This is a genomic window from Sporofaciens sp. St.21A7, from assembly GCF_059728535.1.
The window spans coordinates 3,329,693-3,347,813 of sequence record NZ_BAAGFN010000001.1 but is presented as its reverse complement, the minus strand read 5'-3'; the positions used below and the strand labels follow the sequence as shown (position 1 = coordinate 3,347,813).

The following is an 18,121-nucleotide window of genomic DNA, read 5'->3' as shown; positions in this document are numbered from 1 at the left end:
AGATTATCGAATAAAAGGAATGAAATAGATATGATAAATAAAATGCGATGGGTGTTCAAATTTATTCGAAAGAACGGTATTTTATGTTTAGTCCAACACATTTTTTTTGTTATAATTCATGCAGAAGAGAAAGATTATAATTGGTGGAGAAAAAAACATACTCTTACAAAAAGAGTATTAAAAAAGCAGAATATGTTAAGCTTCCAAATACAACCGGTTATCAGTATTCTGTTGCCATTGAGATGTGCAGAAAAAAAATATATAAAAAAAATGATTAAATCTATACAACTACAAACTTATTTTAATTGGGAGTTATGTATATCTGATGGAAGTGGAAGTAATAATTCGGAAAAGTATATTTTTTCTTATGTCGCAAAAAACGACAACAGAGTTAAGTTGGTAACATCTGAAAGGGAATTATCCGATGCAGAGAATTTAAATTCTGCTTTGAAAATTGCTACAGGGGATTATATAGCTTTAAGTGGCGAGGGAGACTTACTTGAAAATAATGCATTATATGAATGTATAAAGATAATAAACCAGTATCCTAAAACAGATATTATATATACAGATGAAGATATAATTGACAAAGAAGGAAAGAAATTTTTTTGCCCTCATTTTAAATCTGATTTTAATTTGGATCTCCTGCGTAGCATGAATTATATAGATCATTTATTTGTAGTTAAAAAGGATATACAGCAGCAAGTAGGAATGTTTTCTGAATATTTTTATAGAGAATATGAATATGATTTTATTTTAAAATGTATAGAGAAAAGTAAAAATATATATCATATACCAAAGGTTTTATATCATAAAAGAAATATAAAAAAGAAAGTACCAAAGAGTTCGATAAATGAGCATATATTAGCTGATGAAAAAGTAGAAGTTGTTAAATTGCATTTAGAACGTAGTCAAGTAGCGGGGAAAGTGAGTTTTGTAGATGGTTATAATTTATGTAAGGTAGAGTATACATTAAAGGCCCCCCCTCTAATATCCATATTGATTCCTAATAGGGATCATATAAAAGATTTAGAACGTTGTGTTTTATCGTTATACGAAGTTTCTGAGTATACAAATTTTGAGATAATTATTATTGAAAATGGAAGTGTAGATAAAAAAACATTCAATTATTATAAAAGTCTGACTGAAAAATATGAAAATGTGAAGATAATAATATGGAAAGGGAATAAAGAATTTAATTATTCTGCTTTAAATAATTTTGGTGTAAAATATGCAATAGGAGAATATTTGCTTTTTCTTAATAACGATACAGAGATTATTAATAAAAATTGTATTTCTGAGATGATATCTAATGCTGTAAGAGAAGAAGTAGGAGCAGTAGGCGCTAAACTGCTTTATCCAGATGGAAGTATACAACATGCAGGAGTTATCTTAGGACTTGGAGGAATTGCAGGGCATGCTTTCCGTGAATATAGACATAACGCAAAGGGGTATTTTTCGCGTATCTTCTGTAAGCAAAATTATAGCGCTGTAACAGCAGCATGTTTGCTGATGTCTAAGGAGTTATTTAATGAAATAGGCGGATTTGATGAAAATCTGAAAGTTGCGTTTAATGATGTGGATTTATGTATGAAGATTAGGAGTCTAGGAAAATTGATTGTATATACACCTTATGCAGAGCTTTATCATTTTGAATCAAAGTCAAGAGGGAAGGAAGATACTGAAGAAAAGCAATCAAGATTCCATGGAGAAGTTGAATATTTTAAAGCAAAATGGAAAAAAGAGTTAGAAATGGGAGATCCCTATTATAATCCTAATTTGTCATTAGAAAAAAATGATTTTTCTATACGTGTTGTTTAGATGAGAGGAGCATTTATATGATAAAATTTTGTAAGATAAAAAAATTTCTGAGATATTATCATAAATATGGATTTAAGTTTGTAATTAAGCTGTGGCTAGAAAAAACTTTTAAATTGGAAGAGAAAAGATATAAGGTAAAATATAAGAAATCAATATTGTCTGAAGAAGAAAAAAGAAAACAATCAGAGAAAATTTTTCCTTATATGCCCCAAATTTCAATAGTAGTGCCATTATATAAAACACCTCTTATATATTTACAAAGTATGATAAATTCGGTTTGTAAACAGACATATCAAAATTGGGAATTATGTTTGTCAGATGGAAGTGGCGAAAAATCTACTTTGAAAGATAACTTAAAAGAGTATTTGCAAAAAGATACAAGGATAAAAGTTGTAAATGATATTTCCGAACTTAATATATCAGAAAATACAAATAAGGCAATAGAGATATGTACTGGAGATTATGTTGCATTTCTTGACCATGATGATTTACTCGCACCAAATGCATTGTATGAGTGTGTAAAAGTTATAAATGAGAAACCAAATGTAAAGATTATTTATACAGATGAAGATAAAGTCTCTATGAATGGAAAGAAATATTTTCAGCCCCATTTTAAACCGGATTTTAATAAGGACTTGTTAAATTCTACTAATTATTTTTGTCATCTACTTGTTGTTAGTAAATCGATTTTAGAACAAGTAGGGAAATTTCATCCAGAATTTAATGGTGCGCAGGATTACGATTTTATTTTGAGATGCACTGAGATCAGTGAGGATATTTATCATATACCAAAAGTTTTATATCATTGGAGAACACATGAAGGATCAACGGCAGAAAAACCTGAAAGTAAAATTTATGCGTTTGAAGCCGGAGCTAAAGCGATAAGAGCACACTATGAAAGAATTGGAATAAAAAATGCACGTGTTAAGCAGACAAAATATTTAGGGGTTTATCGAACCAAATATAATTTATATGAAAAACCAAGAGTATCAATAATTATACCTAATAGAGACCACATAAATGATTTAAAAAGATGCCTATATTCAATTAAGTGTTCAAATTATCCTGAATTAGAAATTATAATTGTAGAAAATAATAGTGTAAAAAAAGATACTTTTGATTTTTACAAAGAATTAGAAAAAGAAGATGAAAAAATAGTAGTATTATATTGGAAGGGGAAATTTAATTATTCTGCGATAAATAATTATGCTACAAGTGTCGCGACAGGAGAATTTGTTTTATTTTTAAACAATGATACGGAAATGATTAATAAAAGTTCTATTGAAGAATTAGTAGCTTTTTGTATGAGGCAGGATGTTGGAGCAGTTGGGGCAAGGTTATATTATTATGACAATACGATACAACATGCAGGTGTTGTAGTAGGATTAGGAGGAATAGCAGGACATATTTTCTTAAACACACCAAGGGAGCAGGCAGGGTATTTTGCAAGAATTGTTACTCAACAAAATTATAGTGCGGTCACAGGAGCTTGTATTATGGTTAGAAAGCATATATTTGATGAAGTGGGGGGATTTGATGAGAAGCTTGCTATAGCTTTCAATGATGTTGATTTATGTTTAAAGATTAGAGAGAAGGGGTATCTGATAGTTTATAATCCATATGCAGAATTGTACCATTATGAGTCGAAGACACGAGGAAAAGAGAATAATTCAGATAAAATAGAGAGACTCAATAAAGAGAGTGCTTATTTTGTAAAAAAGTGGAAAAAAATAGTAGAGTCGGGTGATCCATATTATAATAAGAATTTTTCAAGAAATAGGATGGATTGTAAATAAGGTTAAAATATTATAAATGGATGGAATTGTAAAAATGCAGAATATAGACATGGCGATGATAGGGGATTATTTGCATTTGTCACAAATGTAATTTAGAATGAATGGAGATGAAAATTAAATGGCACAGTTTAAAATAAGATTGAGTAATAGAGAAATAATTTATCCCAACGCATTGAAGAAAGAGGAGAAAAAAGAACTGAATGATCGTTGTCAAAAAGAAAAATTGAAGCTTTTTTGTGGATGTAATGGTAAAAATGAGTATGGGATAAGAAAAAATACCTGGGCAATATACCCATTAAGTAATGAGAATGAACATGAGGATTGGTGTCCTAAGTCAAAAGTATATAAAAGAAAAATTATATATAATAAAGGGTTTGAAGTAGACGAAGAATCCGGAAATGTTCAAGTATATTTAGCAGAATCGATAAAAAAAGAAAATAATGGGAATGACAGAGAACAGGTAATAATAAGAGATTTTCCGCATGGAAACAGGGATAGAAAATATCCAGAGTATCATCAAAATAGAATTACAATATCTGCAATGATTAAAAAAATGAATATGCTTACTTTTATGCATGTAGCATTTAGTAAGGGGGAAAATAATAAATTATACCCAAATGCAGATAAAATGCGCGATAAAATATATTGGGCAGAAAAAAGAACAAAAATTGATAATTATCAAAAAAGTATTGCAGATTTAGATAGAATAAAAGATAATTGTAGATTTGAATATGAGATGTTAAAAGAAATTCCAGAGTTTTCTGAAAAAGATAGTATAGTAAAATTATTAACGAATAGACGGAATAGAAATAACGAGAGGGTAATGGTTCCTGTCTATAGAGATGCGTTAGAAAGAGCGCTTGTTGAGTATGAAAGAACATATACAACACAGAATATGCATAATAGAAATATTGTAATGTCTGGTTTTAGGGATATTTATGCAATGCATGATTTGAGATTTCTACTAGTAAATGATTTTGGTTTGTTCTCCGAAAGTCTTTATGAAGTAGAGATGTATAATGCTATTTGTAAGATATTTAATGAAAATAGATTAAAAGAAAAAGGCGCATATTTTTATAAACCATTTGAATACGGGTATGGAGCATATGAGGACAAATATTTAGAAGATGGTATTATTGAATTTGAAAAGTCAAATAAAAAGATTATAATTGAAGTATATGGAAGGGATGATGACGAGTATTTAGAAAAAAAGAAAATTAAGAGTAAAATTTTAGAATCTGGCAATAGTATTTATCGTTATATTTCTTGGAATGCTTATAAGAAAGAGCCACTACCAGAAAAAGAAATTGAAAGTATAATAAATGAAATTTTATTAGAAGAAGAACCTTAATGGATGATTTGTTTAGATGTGGGAGGAAGTAAACAATAACTGCCCATAAACCACAAGTTGCGAAGAGCATTTTACATATGACCGATATTAGGCATACAAAAATCTACCGAATCGAAATGGCGTAGCAGGATGCAGGATTTATGCAAGACGGTGGTTTGAGGAAATCTAGATGCCTTGTTTGAGTGGCTGCATTTTCTGGAGGATGCAGTAGACAGGCCATTGAAAATAAGCAAAGCAGTTTTGTACACAGCTAAACCCGAAGCAATACTTAAGAAGATATTTAGACAATGGGCATTTGAGTATCGACAATACGGCCGCTGAGAGAGCAATAAAAAACTTCGCGGAGGACGCCGCAACTGGCTGTTTTCCAAGAGCATCAAAGGAGTGGAAACCAGCGCAACCGTATACAGCATAACAGAAACGGCGATCCTAAACGGAAATATAATAATAAAAATTTTTGAAAAAAATGTCGAAATTTTGAAAAAAATGTGATAATATGTAAGTGGTTAATCAATGGTAAGGAAATTAGGAGAAGTTTCTTCTTCTTGTTTGCTTACCATTTTTTATAGGAAATTCCGATTGAGCTAGTACTTAATCCGGTCAGAAATCGAATCAATAAACTCTTTGGCTCATATTAGTGATGGGCAAAAGTTGAACGACGATGTGGGCTCATCGGCTAGAACTTTTAGCAAGTTCGATTTCTGGCCGGATGGAGTACTGGAGTGGCTACTTTAAAATAACAACTTATGAAAATGAAATCTGTTTTTACCAGACGAAATACTCTGAGAGAGATTGTACAATTATAGAGGAGGAATTTTATTGTTTACTAATTTATGTGATACTACCAAAGTTTTTACATCAATAGAATATGGTGATACAATTGCACAATTGTCAAAGGTGGAGAAAGAAACTAATTTACAAATAGTGAAAACTATTGTTTTATCCAAAGATCTTATGCTTCCTCCGACATATAGAGATGAGGGATTGGATATACTATCTAAATTAAAAAAAATTGCACCTGATATGGTTGTGATAATGATTTCGGCAAGGAATAGTAAGATGATTTCCGTGGTTTCCAAGGCATTTGGGGAAGGAATTTATACTTTTTTAGATAAAAATGATCTTGATTTTATGGAGCAATTAAGTAATTCAGTGTGGGAGATTGAAAGAAAAATGAATGATAAAATTTTTATTAGTTATGGACATAATGAATTATTAAAACTTAAGCTTAAGGAGTACATCCGGAATAGATTAAAACGTGAAATAATTATACTTGATGAGTTACCTAATAATGGTTTAACGATTGTAGAGAAATTGGAGAAGGCGAGTGCTTATTGTAATTATGCTATTGTTTTATTGACAAAAGATGATCAGATAAAGGAAGGTGGTATGCGGGCAAGGCAAAATGTAATTCATGAGGTGGGTTTCTTCCAAGGAAAATATGGAAGAAATAAAGTACTTTTGCTTTGTGAAAAGGGAGTTGATTTATTTTCTAATATTTCAGGAATTATGCATATAGATTTTGAAGCAGACCACTTTGAAGCTGTTTATGATTCAATAAGAATGGAACTTGAATTTGTAAAATAAGGACTATAATGACGGAGAAGTGATAGTAGAGATAGGGCTTTAATATATAAAACTTGGTTATATAGGAGAAAATGATATAAAGTATTTGAAATCATTTTGTGTGCGGCAGAAATATTTTTCAGAAAAAAGGGGTGATGATATGGGATTAAACATCATGCAATTATCAGATATTCATCTTTGCGGTAAGAATTCTCCCCCTGCAGAATCAATTTTAATGGGGGATACTTTTCCAGAGGGCGCTCCTGACGTTATTCTTGTGACAGGGGATATTTTTGATTATTCTGCGTTTAGCAAAGAGAGTAAACCGGATTATACGATTGCAAAAAAAAGCCAAAATATTGAAAAAGCTATAAATTTTTTTGATGATCTGATTAGGGGGATAAACGAATATTATAAATCTTCTCTTAACAAAGAGTCTATATTGTTTATACCAGGTAATCATGAAATAATCCGTGAGGGCAGTAGCCTTAATGAACATTTTTTAAATTATAAATACTTTTTAGATTCATTCTACGATAATTCGACACCAAATTGGTATTTGCAGGATTTTACATTTGTAAAGGAGTTCAGCGAACAAAAAGTAGTTATTGTAGGCTTTCGCTCCCCACATTGTGAAGGTGGACAACATCGGAAAGGGGCATATGACGATTATGGATTAATAGATGTAAAGCAATTATTTAATATTAGAAACAAGCTTCGGGAGATTAAAAACAGCAATGAATATACTCTTATTGCAGCTTTGCATCATCAGTTTGTTCTAATGGAGGAAAGAGATAAGACATATGTGGAGAAAAACTATCTTCGAAACAATGAGGAGTTCATACGATTCCTGTCGGAAGAGAATTTCTGCGTAGTTTTACATGGACATAAGCATGTCAACTCAAATAGGCGAATTAATATTGAACAAAATATTGCAAAGCCAGAAAAAATGATTTCCGTTTTGGGGTGTGGTAGTCTTTCCGAAACAGATGAAACAAATAGATTTAACTATATTACGGTCTTTCCATATGGTTATAAATTTGAAATTGAATATTCAACTTATATGCGGCAGAATGCAGGATATATACAAGAAGGAGAAACCATTAAGTTACCTATTATTGATAAAAAAGTTGAAAAACTAATCATAGAAAATATAATAAGCGAAACTCCTGACTTATCGAGGGCATATAAAGAGCTGTGCAGTTATGATACAGTTACGCCACAGGAAGAAATATATAGGCTCATAGACAGCACTCTTTTATCGCTATCAAGTATTGCTAAAAATATTAATAGTTTACCTGATTCAATTTATTTTATTTTAACAGTTACACATTATCGTTACATGCTTAGAGAGACGAAATCGGATTATTTGAAAAGCAAACTTAAAAGCTTTATTTTTAGCAAAGAAGCGCAGTACTTCCCTCATTCAGAATGTTTTAATAACATTTGCGGTGTCTCGGAAATCAGAGATTTTTTCAGCGTATATCAACAAAGTATCAAAAATCTTAATGGTAAACAGAAGAAAATAATTGTTTTATCCTCAATAATGTCTCTTTTAGCTGAATTTTATATAATAATTAAATACAAAAGTGAGGAGTTTTACAATAATGTTGTCAGCAAAAAGATTGATTTTGCATATACTGGAAATAACTTGCCAAGCGAAATGCGAGGTAATACTGTAGAATTTATTGTTAATGATGAACGGCGTTCATTGGAAATTAGTGTTACATGTGACACTGCGGAAGCAATAAAAATATGTAGTTTAATTATTAAAGAATTCGAGATTATTTTACATAATTTTGAGAGAGACTTTTCAGATAATGGCTTTAGGGTATATTATGTACTCCCTAAATTGCGACATAATGAAAAGCAGACGAATGAAATTGAAAGCAGACAGTTTACTGCATATATTCCTAAACTTCTGCCGCTGTTGGCAGGATGGAATATATATTCTGAGCCTGAAGTTTTCGCACGCGAGGTGATTCAGAATTCAATTGATGCAATAAATGTACGAAGGGAACACGACGAAAGCTTCGTTGAAGATGGGAAAATTAATATTATTATTGATTTTGATAAACAAGTTGGATTATCTTATTTTAATATTGAAGATAACGGATCTGGTATGACAAAGTATATTCTCGAACGCTACCTTACAACTCTTGGCTTGAGTTTTTACAATGGTGAGGATTATAATGTGCTGAATTTAGAGTATAGTCCCATAAGCCAGTTTGGAATTGGTTTCCTTTCCTGTTTTATGCTTGGCAAGCATATTGAAGTGAAGACAAAACACTATACAATGTCAAAAGGTTACTTTTTGGATATTCCAAATTATGATGGATGTTTCTTTATTGAAGAAGATAAAGCCCGAACCGAAGTAGGAACCTCCATAAAAATATGGGAGAATCCAGAACAGAAGGGAACAAAATATTCATTTGACCGTGACAAAATAGTAGCGTATATTCATAAATATATTTTTGGGGTAGATATAGACATTTACATTAACAATCAGCTTGCGATACCTCGAAATTACTTACAAAAAAAAATACAAAGTGAAACTAGTTTGTTTTCCATTAATCATTTTGTCCCCATTAGGAAGAATTCTTGCACAGGCATATGGTCGGCAAGTAAGGAATTTGATGGAAAAGTATGTTCTGATTTTGGTATTACATTTTATAAACCGGATAAGAACGTGTATACTACAAAGGTTAAAAATGTATTATTAAATAGTGGAGTGTTAATACCATTTTTAGCCCCAGGTCAAGACCATTTATCGCATCTAGGAGATGAATACTTCTGTGTAGCTGCAAATTTCCCTCCAGAAATAATCAACCTTGATGTATCTCGTGATAATTTGAAAAATTATACAGATAGCATTGATTGGGAATCTATCAAGTTAGCTTTTAAGAACTTAAGAACTGACATTGATAATGAGTCCATACCATTATATTTGTTGCAGAAACTTTATAACCCTAAAAAATTTCTGGATTTTTATCCAGTTTTTGGTTTTGATAAAGATAGTGGTGAAATAATAATCTCTTATCGAAAAGATACATCTAAGGGTAATGCAAAGAGTATGATTGATTTTTTAAATTATATTAGTGATAATCAATATACGCAGAATGTAGTTTTCCCTTTTTCACTGAATAGATGTAAAAAGGAGTATGGTGAATTTGCAACATTATTCCTTGCGGATTTGTTTATGGCTGTTTGTAGCATATCCTCGGATCTTAGTATAAAACACTATGGCGTTGACGCCCATAAGAGAGAATATGATAGCCCAATTTTAGATGTTCTATTTGCAGAAAATCAACCATTCTATAAAAGAAATGTAAAAATTGCAAATGAAATGTATAAAAAGAGTCAAACGTCAAGAAGTGAAAATTTTTATAATGAGATTAAGTCAATAATAAACATTAATAAATCTTATTATAATAATATACACAATACAATGAGAAGTGATATTACTAATATGTTTAAAGATCGCAGATACTCTGCCAGTGAGTTCAGTAAGACATCTTCTAGGGACAATATTCAAAAAATAATGAATGATCCGAATAATATTCCAGAACATTTATTCTTACTATTTAAGAGTTACTTGAAACGAGCCTACACTTCCTTATCAAAAAGCAATAAGTTAACTGTTGTTGACGTTGCCGCTATAACCATATCTGCTATATATACATTACTTAATATTGCAAGTGTTGTTTGTTCCTATAAAATGTTAGATAAGGGAGTAAGAATTACGGTTGATCGGAATAAAATAGAACCCGCCAGCAATTGGTTTCACAATATATAATTCATACTTCTCACACCAAAAGGTGGGATAACTCCAGTATTTTCACAATGTCATGATGCTGGGGCCAAAACATAGAATTTTCTATGGATGAATCCTTGTAAGGACCTTGAAAATTTAATATTTCACAGTAGATTTGTTATTTTGAAGTGATAAATGAAGCTTTACAGAATATCCCCTGTACTGCTTACCCGCTTTGATACTCCGTCACATATGCGCCTGCATGGCCGTAAGCAGTTCACTCATATTTATTTGCAAGAAGATTTGTAAAGCTATTTACCAATGTTTTGTACCTACACCCCAACAAAAACTTGAAGCCCCTCTTCTTTTTTAGTATAATAAAAATGGTCGAAACTATATTGAGGAAGGAGTACGAAAACCATGAAAAAGAGAATCTTAATACTGCTTTTAGCCGGAATGTTCTGCCTTGCAGGCTGTGGCCAGGACACCGAAAATCCTCCCCAGGATTCTGTAACCCAGGACGGGCAGGATACCGACGATAAAGAGAACCCGGAAGAAGACGGGGAAGGCGGGGACGAACAGGAGCAAGAGCAAAAGGACAAACAGGAGTCCGGTGATGCTTTCGGAGAAGACACCGAAGAGGAAGAGAAGCCGGCAGAGACGGTGAAGATTAATGTTTACAGCAGCAATGACGACGCCACGGCATTCCAGACAGTGGAAGCGGAAATTACGTCGCTGTCACCAGAGGCAGTGCTTAAGGCATTAGCTGACCAGGGGGCAATTGCGGCGGATGTCAAAGTTAATTCTTTGGAGCAAACCACGGCAGACGGAGTCGGTACATTATTGATAGACTTTAACGGGGCGTTTGCCTCATATGTGTCAAGCATGGGATCTACGGGAGAATATTATGCAATAGGAGGCGTCTGCAACACGTTTCTTGATGCATACGGATGCGAACAGATTAAGATTACGGTAGACGGGGCAACGTTAGAGACAGGGCATACGGATTATCCGGGATATATGGGAATGTTTTCATAGTTAATCCGTTCCATAATATTCATGTCAGCGGCTAACCCTCCTTCGCAAGACGAGGAGGGTTAGCCGGATGTATGTTCAGAAGGAGTCCGTATCCTCTTTTTCTGGTTCCGGGAGTTCGGTCCCGTCCCGGATTTCCAGAAGATTCAGGTGTTTTAGCAGATCCTTTTTTGAACGTATGGACAGTCGGCGGTATCTTTTCAGGAGCTCCTGTGCGTCATCGTCCATAGTCCTTGACTCGTCCAATGTGATGTAACTTGGTTCTTCATCATCAAGAAGATAGTCAATCGTCACATGGAAGAGGTTGGCGAACGCTGATAGTTTCTCGTGGGAAGGCTGCCGGTTTTTTGTTTCATAACCTGCGATTGTTGAACGGGCAACATTCATGCGGGCTGCAACATATTCCTGTGTCATATTTTTTTCATGACGCAGAGCTTTCAGTTTTTCTGCGAAAGCCATGTTTTATTCCTCCTTTGTATATTGTTAAGATATATTTTATCAAGTGTTGCGGTAAAGAACATGGGTTGTTCCGGCTTAAAACAGATATGTTCCGAAAAGAAATGAAGGAGTGGTGAAATGAAAAAGACAGGCTATTATTCATCTGGTGTTTTTGCACGCATGGCAAATGTAACCTTGCGGACGATCCGTTATTACGACAAGCAGGATATCCTGAAACCCTCTTTCGTGAGCGAGGCGGGGGCGCGGTTTTATACGGATAAAGATTTTGCAGCGCTGCAACAGATTTTGCTTTTGAAATACCTGGGATTTTCTCTGGAAGACATTCGTGAGATGCTGATAGATGATACAGATTATCATTTTATGCTGAACTCGTTAAATATCCAACTCAAGCTTGTGCAGGATAGGATCGAGCAGATGCAGCTCGTTGAAAAGGCGATTCGCGATACCTCAGAAGCGATCCGCGAGGAGCATACGATTGATTGGGATCAGATGTTGAACCTGATCCACCTTACGGGAATGGAGAAGAGCCTAAAGAATCAATATAAGAATGCTTCCAATATTTCGGCGCGGATTCATCTACATCATCTGTATTCACAGAATCAGCAGGGGTGGTTCCCATGGATTTATGAACAGTTAGAAGTAAGTCCGGGGATGAAGGTGTTGGAGATTGGATGCGGGGACGGGACTTTATGGATGGAAAATATGGACAGGCTCCCGGTGGAGATAGATATTACGCTTTCGGATCTGTCGGAAGGGATGTTAAGGGATGCCCGTCGGGTAATCGGAGCGTCTGACCCAAGGTTCTCTTATCAGGTCTTCGACTGCCAACGGATGCCCTGTCAAGATCATAGCTTTGATTTGGTAATTGCAAATCATGTTCTGTTTTACTGTGAGGACATCCGGAAAGTATGCGGGGAAGTATTGCGGGTGTTAAGACCGGGGGGAAAATTTTTGTGCAGCGCCTATGGGCAGAATCATATGAAGGAGGTAAGCGCTTTAGTGCAGGGATTCGACGATAGAATTGTACTTTCGGCGGACAAATTATACGATAGGTTTGGGATGGAAAACGGCGGCAGTATTTTAACAGAGTTCTTCGACAGTTGTGAATGGAGGCAGTATAAGGATTATCTGGTTGTGCCAAAGCCGGAACCATTGATTGCCTATGTGCTGTCCTGTCATGGCAACCAGGGGCAGTATATTACGGAACGATATAAGGAATTCCGGTCGTATGTAAAACGGAAAACAGATCGAGGTTTTCGTATTACAAAAGAAGCGGGAGTGTTTATCTGTAAAACAGTATAAGTAATTTTGAAATAATTAAAAAAATGCTTGAAGGTGACCTGAGGTCATCTTTTATACTACAAAGGTATACCCAAGGGCACACCGTAATGCATGCCCAGCGGGCTGGTGGACTTCGTCCATTAAGGTATAAAGTTTCAGATAGAATGAACAAGGGCAGAATGAAAAGTTAGAATTTTATAAACACTATAAGTAATAGCGAGTCTGTTTCATACAGGCTCCGAAAGAGAAGGAGGCTGCACATGAAAGGTATTATTTTAGCAGGAGGTTCCGGCACACGGCTCTATCCGCTGACCATGGTCACATCTAAACAATTACTGCCGATTTACGACAAGCCGATGATTTACTATCCCATGTCAGTTCTGATGAATGCGGGAATTCGGGAGATCCTGATTATCTCCACGCCCCAGGATACCCCCCGGTTTCAGGAACTCTTAGGGGACGGGCATCAGTTTGGGGTACACTTGTCCTATGCTATCCAGCCTAGTCCGGACGGACTGGCGCAGGCATTCATCATCGGGGAAGGCTTTATCGGGAACGATACGGTCGCAATGGTTTTGGGGGACAACATATTCGCAGGACATGGCCTGAAAAAACGGCTGACGGCTGCCGTGAAGAATGCGGAGTCGGGAAAGGGAGCTACTGTATTTGGATACTACGTGGATGACCCGGAGCGTTTCGGTATCGTTGAATTCAACCATGAAGGCAAGGCGGTTTCGATTGAGGAGAAACCCGAGAAACCTAAGAGTAATTACTGCGTGACGGGCTTATATTTCTACGATAACAAGGTGGTAGAATATGCGAAGAACTTAAAGCCCAGCGCCCGCGGCGAGCTTGAGATCACAGACTTGAACCGGGTGTATCTGGAAGCGGAGAAGCTGAATGTAGAACTGCTTGGGCAGGGATTTACCTGGCTGGATACCGGAACCCACGAGAGCCTGGTGGATGCAACGAATTTTGTGAAGACGGTGGAGTCCCACCAGCACCGTAAGATCGGCTGCCTGGAAGAGATTGCCTATCTGAATGGCTGGATTACAGAGGAGAACATGCTGGAAGTGTACGAAGTATTAAAAAAGAACCAGTATGGACAATATTTGAAAGACGTGCTGGACGGAAAATTCCAGGATGGCTTGTACTAAAGCATTGCCGGATGCGGCATATGAAACAGAAACAGTAAGAAGCGCACAGGAATAGAAGGAGAATGAATATGACAATTATCGTAACCGGCGGAGCCGGATTTATCGGAAGCAACTTTATTTTTCACATGTTGGACAAATACCCGGATTATCGGATCATTTGCTTGGACTGCCTGACCTATGCCGGAAACCTGTCCACGTTGGAGCCAGTGATGGATCGCCCGAATTTCCGTTTTGTAAAGGAGAGCATCACAGACCGGGAAGCAGTTTATAAGCTGTTTGAGGAAGAACACCCGGATATGGTGGTTAATTTTGCGGCAGAGAGCCATGTAGACCGTTCCATCGAGGAGCCGGAAGTATTTTTGGACACCAACATCAAGGGAACTGCTGTGCTGATGGATGCCTGCAGGAAATATGGAATCACCCGTTACCATCAGGTTTCCACCGACGAAGTATATGGGGATCTTCCCCTTGACCGCCCGGATCTGTTCTTCACGGAAGAAACGCCAATCCATACCAGCAGCCCTTACAGCTCATCCAAGGCTGCGGCAGACCTGTTGGTACTGGCTTACTATCGGACGTATGGGCTTCCGGTGACGATCAGCAGATGTTCCAATAACTACGGACCATACCATTTCCCTGAGAAGCTGATTCCGCTGATGATTGCCAACGCTTTGAATGACAAGCCGCTGCCGGTATACGGGAAGGGTGAAAATGTCCGGGACTGGCTCTATGTAGAGGATCACTGTAAGGCCATTGATTTGATTATCCACAAAGGGCGTGTAGGAGAAGTTTATAATATCGGCGGCCACAATGAGATGAAGAATATTGACATCGTGAAGATTATTTGTAAAGAGTTAGGAAAGCCGGAGAGCCTGATTACCTATGTGACAGACCGCAAGGGTCATGACATGCGCTATGCTATTGATCCGACGAAGATACACGGGGAACTGGGATGGCTGCCTGAGACGAAGTTTGCAGACGGCATCAAGAAGACGATCCAGTGGTATCTGGACAACAAGGAATGGTGGGAGACGATTATTTCCGGGGAATACCAGAATTATTACGAGAAAATGTATGGGAACCGTTAATGCAGTTATTTGCAAAGCGGATGGATTCGATGTGTCAGGAGGGAAACTTATGAAAGTATTTGTAACCGGCGTGGCGGGACAACTGGGCCATGATGTGATGAATGAGCTTAACAAGAGGGGATACGAAGGAATCGGCAGCGACATTGCAGAGAAATACAGCGGTGTTAAGGATGGCACCCCAGTAACCTCCATGCCGTATGTCCAAATGGATATCACGGATGCGAAGGCAGTGGAAGAGAAGATTGCTGCCGCGGCTCCGGACGTGGTGGTACACTGTGCGGCATGGACGGCAGTGGACTTGGCGGAGGATGAAGATAAGGTAGAGAAGGTGCGGGCAATTAACGCCACAGGTACGGAATATATTGCCAAGATATGCCAGAAATTAGACTGTAAGCTGGTTTATCTCAGTACGGATTATGTGTTCGACGGTCAGGGGACCGAACCTTGGAAGCCGGACTGCAAGGATTATAAGCCCTTAAATGTCTACGGCGTGACGAAGCTTGAGGGAGAAATTGCCGTATCCCAGCGTCTGTCTAAATATTTTATCGTGCGGATTGCATGGGTATTTGGCAAGAACGGCAAGAATTTTATCAAGACGATGCTGAATGTGGGGAAGAGCCATGACAGGATTACTGTGGTCAATGACCAGATTGGAACGCCGACGTACACCTTTGACCTTGCAAGGCTGTTGGTAGACATGATTGAGACGGACAAGTACGGATATTACCATGTGACGAATGAAGGCGGTTATATTAGCTGGTATGATTTTACGAAGGAGATTTTCCGTCAGGCGGTAGAGCTTGGCCATCCGGAATACTCCGAGGAGCGGCTGAGTGTTGTTCCTGTCACTACAGAAGAGTATGGAATTTCCAAGGCTGTAAGGCCTTTTAACAGCCGGTTAGATAAGAGTAAGCTTTTAGAGAATGGGTTTACTCCGCTGCCGACCTGGCAGGATGCATTGGCAAGATATCTGAAAGAACTGGAATTCTAATTGTAACACGGAAAGGATAAGACGATGGGACAGATAAAAGTAGAAAAGAATGCGGGAGGCATAAAGGGGCTTTGTGTGATTGAACCGGCGGTACACGGGGATGCCAGAGGATATTTTATGGAAACCTATAACCAGAGGGATATGGAGGAAGAAGGGCTCACGATGAACTTTGTGCAGGACAACCAGTCCTGCTCATCCAAAGGTGTGCTGCGGGGCCTGCATTTCCAGAAGGAGTTTCCGCAAGGCAAGCTGGTCAGGGTAATCAAAGGCTCCGTGTTTGACGTGGCGGTTGATTTAAGAAGCGGCAGCGATACGTTTGGAAAATGGTTCGGTATTGAACTTACGGAGGAGAACCGGAAACAATTCTACATCCCGGAAGGATTTGCCCACGGTTTCCTAGTCCTCAGTGAACTCGCTGAGTTCTGCTACAAATGTACGGATTTTTACCACCCAGGCGATGAGGGCGGCCTGGCGTGGAACGACCCGGAGATTGGGATTGCGTGGCCGAAGGTGTCAGGCGAATATCAGGGCAGCGCTTCTGCAGAAGGCTACCAGTTAGAAGATGGGACGAAGCTGAACCTAAGCGATAAGGATCAGTTATGGGGTGGAATTAACGATACATTCCATTTTTAAACCAGAATAATGTTTTTGCCGGTTATATGTGCGGGGAGACGCACGGGCAGCAGGAAAACGGCGCAAGGATTTCCAATCCGGCTTTCGCCAAATCAGTTCCGTGTGCCTTGCACCCCGCCCATATGAATCTACTTCCCTGTAGTTTTCCGGATGATCCAATCTTTTGCATAAGCAAACATATGCCTGATTAGTTCCCCTTCAATCCGTATATAATTTGGCAGGCGGCGCATACGGAACGGGACTTTCCTCTGTTCTTTCCGCGTCCGCAGTCCCTCAAGAATCCCGTCCTTATAATCTTTCCCGAATCCGATTTTCACAAAAAACGCATATTTCAATAAATATCCCCCGAGAAGCGGAAGGAAATTGACAGCCATCTGCAAGAAGGGCATATTCTTATAATTCAGATAAATATTATTCCTTGCTGACAGCCGTACCTTAAAGGAATTATACTTCGAGCCGCTTGTCCCGCTCCCGACATGATAGACCAGCGCAGTGGGGCAGTACATATTCTGGTATCCGAAGATTTTGGCGCGGTATCCGACGTCGATATCCTCCAGATAGGCAAAATGGTTCTCGTCGAATAACCCAATCTTTTTGAATACCTGACGGCGGTAGATGGAAGCCCCGGCACACGCGCTGAACACCTGGTCATTTTCCACATAGTTTGAGACAGGGCGGCCGACGCCCCGGCATACGCCCCAACCGGTCAGGGTATAGAGATCCCCGGCGCTGTCAATCAAATCCGGGTGGTACATCTGAATCATCTTACTGCTGACGGAGAAGATTCGAGGGGAGCGTTCAATAGCTTTCACCATCTCTTCTATATAATGTGGGTCTGCTTTCGTGTCATTGTTCAGAAGTATGACATAAGGGGTCTTAGAATGACGGATTCCCACGTTCACAGCTTTGCTGAACCCATAGTTCTTGTCTAATGCAATGACTCGGGCATCCGGGCAGTTTTCTCTCACGCAGGCGATGCTTCCGTCTGTGGAACCATTATCTACTACTAAGATTTGGAAATCCTTGAAAGTCTGCTCCTTTAGCGAAGCAAGACAGGGTTCCATGTAATGACATCCGTTATAATTGGGAATGATAACCGTAACTTTCATATATATAAATCCGCCTTTCTCATCAATTCATGTGTATTTATCCAGTGTATTTAGTATAACAGAGATTCGCAATATATGCT

13 protein-coding genes and 1 pseudogene are annotated in these 18,121 nt (G+C 37.7%); 12 read left to right on the top strand and 2 right to left on the bottom strand.

Annotation, left to right across the window (positions count from 1 at the left end):
• Positions 1-30: 30 nt before the first annotated feature.
• The 7 genes and pseudogenes from AC6I3O_RS16500 (at position 31) to AC6I3O_RS16470 (ending at position 11,326) form a co-directional block, all read left to right on the top strand.
• A complete protein-coding gene (locus tag AC6I3O_RS16500; protein ID WP_497851843.1) occupies positions 31-1,821 on the top strand; it encodes a glycosyltransferase family 2 protein in 1,791 nt (596 codons plus the stop codon).
• A 17-nt stretch (positions 1,822-1,838) separates the two neighbouring features.
• Entirely contained in the window at positions 1,839-3,617 is a 1,779-nt protein-coding gene (locus tag AC6I3O_RS16495) for a glycosyltransferase family 2 protein (protein WP_497851842.1), read from the top strand.
• A 118-nt stretch (positions 3,618-3,735) separates the two neighbouring features.
• A complete protein-coding gene (locus AC6I3O_RS16490; protein WP_497851841.1) occupies positions 3,736-4,968 on the top strand; it encodes a hypothetical protein in 1,233 nt (410 codons plus the stop codon).
• A gap of 165 nt (positions 4,969-5,133) precedes the next feature.
• A pseudogene (locus AC6I3O_RS16485) lies at positions 5,134-5,433 on the top strand (IS66 family transposase); the annotation flags it as partial.
• 354 nt (positions 5,434-5,787) lie between these two features.
• Positions 5,788-6,555, top strand: a complete 768-nt coding sequence (locus AC6I3O_RS16480) for a TIR domain-containing protein (RefSeq protein ID WP_497851840.1) — start codon at positions 5,788-5,790, stop codon at positions 6,553-6,555.
• Positions 6,556-6,694: 139 nt separating this feature from the next.
• The gene (locus AC6I3O_RS16475) at positions 6,695-10,330 is read left to right on the top strand and encodes a metallophosphoesterase (protein ID WP_497851839.1); all 3,636 of its coding nucleotides are present in this window, start codon (positions 6,695-6,697) and stop codon (positions 10,328-10,330) included.
• Positions 10,331-10,708: 378 nt separating this feature from the next.
• Entirely contained in the window at positions 10,709-11,326 is a 618-nt protein-coding gene (locus tag AC6I3O_RS16470; protein WP_497851838.1) for a GerMN domain-containing protein, read from the top strand.
• 75 nt (positions 11,327-11,401) lie between these two features.
• Here the strand turns inward: AC6I3O_RS16470 and AC6I3O_RS16465 are convergent, their stop codons facing one another.
• Positions 11,402-11,782, bottom strand: a complete 381-nt coding sequence (locus AC6I3O_RS16465; RefSeq protein WP_497851837.1) for a helix-turn-helix domain-containing protein — start codon at positions 11,780-11,782, stop codon at positions 11,402-11,404.
• Between the two features lie 117 nt (positions 11,783-11,899).
• Here AC6I3O_RS16465 and AC6I3O_RS16460 point away from each other — a divergent pair, with 117 nt between their 5' ends.
• The 5 genes from AC6I3O_RS16460 to rfbC all read left to right on the top strand — a co-directional run bounded on the left by AC6I3O_RS16460 (position 11,900) and on the right by rfbC (position 16,932).
• Complete coding sequence (locus AC6I3O_RS16460) at positions 11,900-13,084, top strand: MerR family transcriptional regulator (protein WP_497851836.1); 1,185 nt, start codon at positions 11,900-11,902, stop codon at positions 13,082-13,084.
• Positions 13,085-13,323: 239 nt separating this feature from the next.
• The gene (rfbA, locus tag AC6I3O_RS16455) at positions 13,324-14,220 is read left to right on the top strand and encodes a glucose-1-phosphate thymidylyltransferase RfbA (RefSeq protein ID WP_497851835.1); all 897 of its coding nucleotides are present in this window, start codon (positions 13,324-13,326) and stop codon (positions 14,218-14,220) included.
• A gap of 68 nt (positions 14,221-14,288) precedes the next feature.
• Entirely contained in the window at positions 14,289-15,308 is a 1,020-nt protein-coding gene (gene rfbB / locus AC6I3O_RS16450) for a dTDP-glucose 4,6-dehydratase (RefSeq protein WP_497851834.1), read from the top strand.
• A gap of 49 nt (positions 15,309-15,357) precedes the next feature.
• Positions 15,358-16,299: a dTDP-4-dehydrorhamnose reductase gene (gene rfbD / locus AC6I3O_RS16445; protein ID WP_497851833.1), complete on the top strand. Its 942-nt coding sequence runs from the start codon at positions 15,358-15,360 to the stop codon at positions 16,297-16,299.
• A gap of 24 nt (positions 16,300-16,323) precedes the next feature.
• Positions 16,324-16,932 carry a dTDP-4-dehydrorhamnose 3,5-epimerase gene (gene rfbC / locus AC6I3O_RS16440; protein ID WP_497851832.1) on the top strand — a complete coding sequence of 203 codons (609 nt, stop codon included), beginning with the start codon at positions 16,324-16,326 and terminating at the stop codon, positions 16,930-16,932.
• Positions 16,933-17,060: 128 nt separating this feature from the next.
• Here rfbC and AC6I3O_RS16435 read toward each other — a convergent pair whose 3' ends face one another.
• Positions 17,061-18,041 (bottom strand): glycosyltransferase family 2 protein, encoded by a 981-nt coding sequence (locus AC6I3O_RS16435; protein ID WP_497851831.1) that lies wholly within the window; start codon positions 18,039-18,041, stop codon positions 17,061-17,063.
• Between the last annotated feature and the right edge of the window lie 80 nt (positions 18,042-18,121).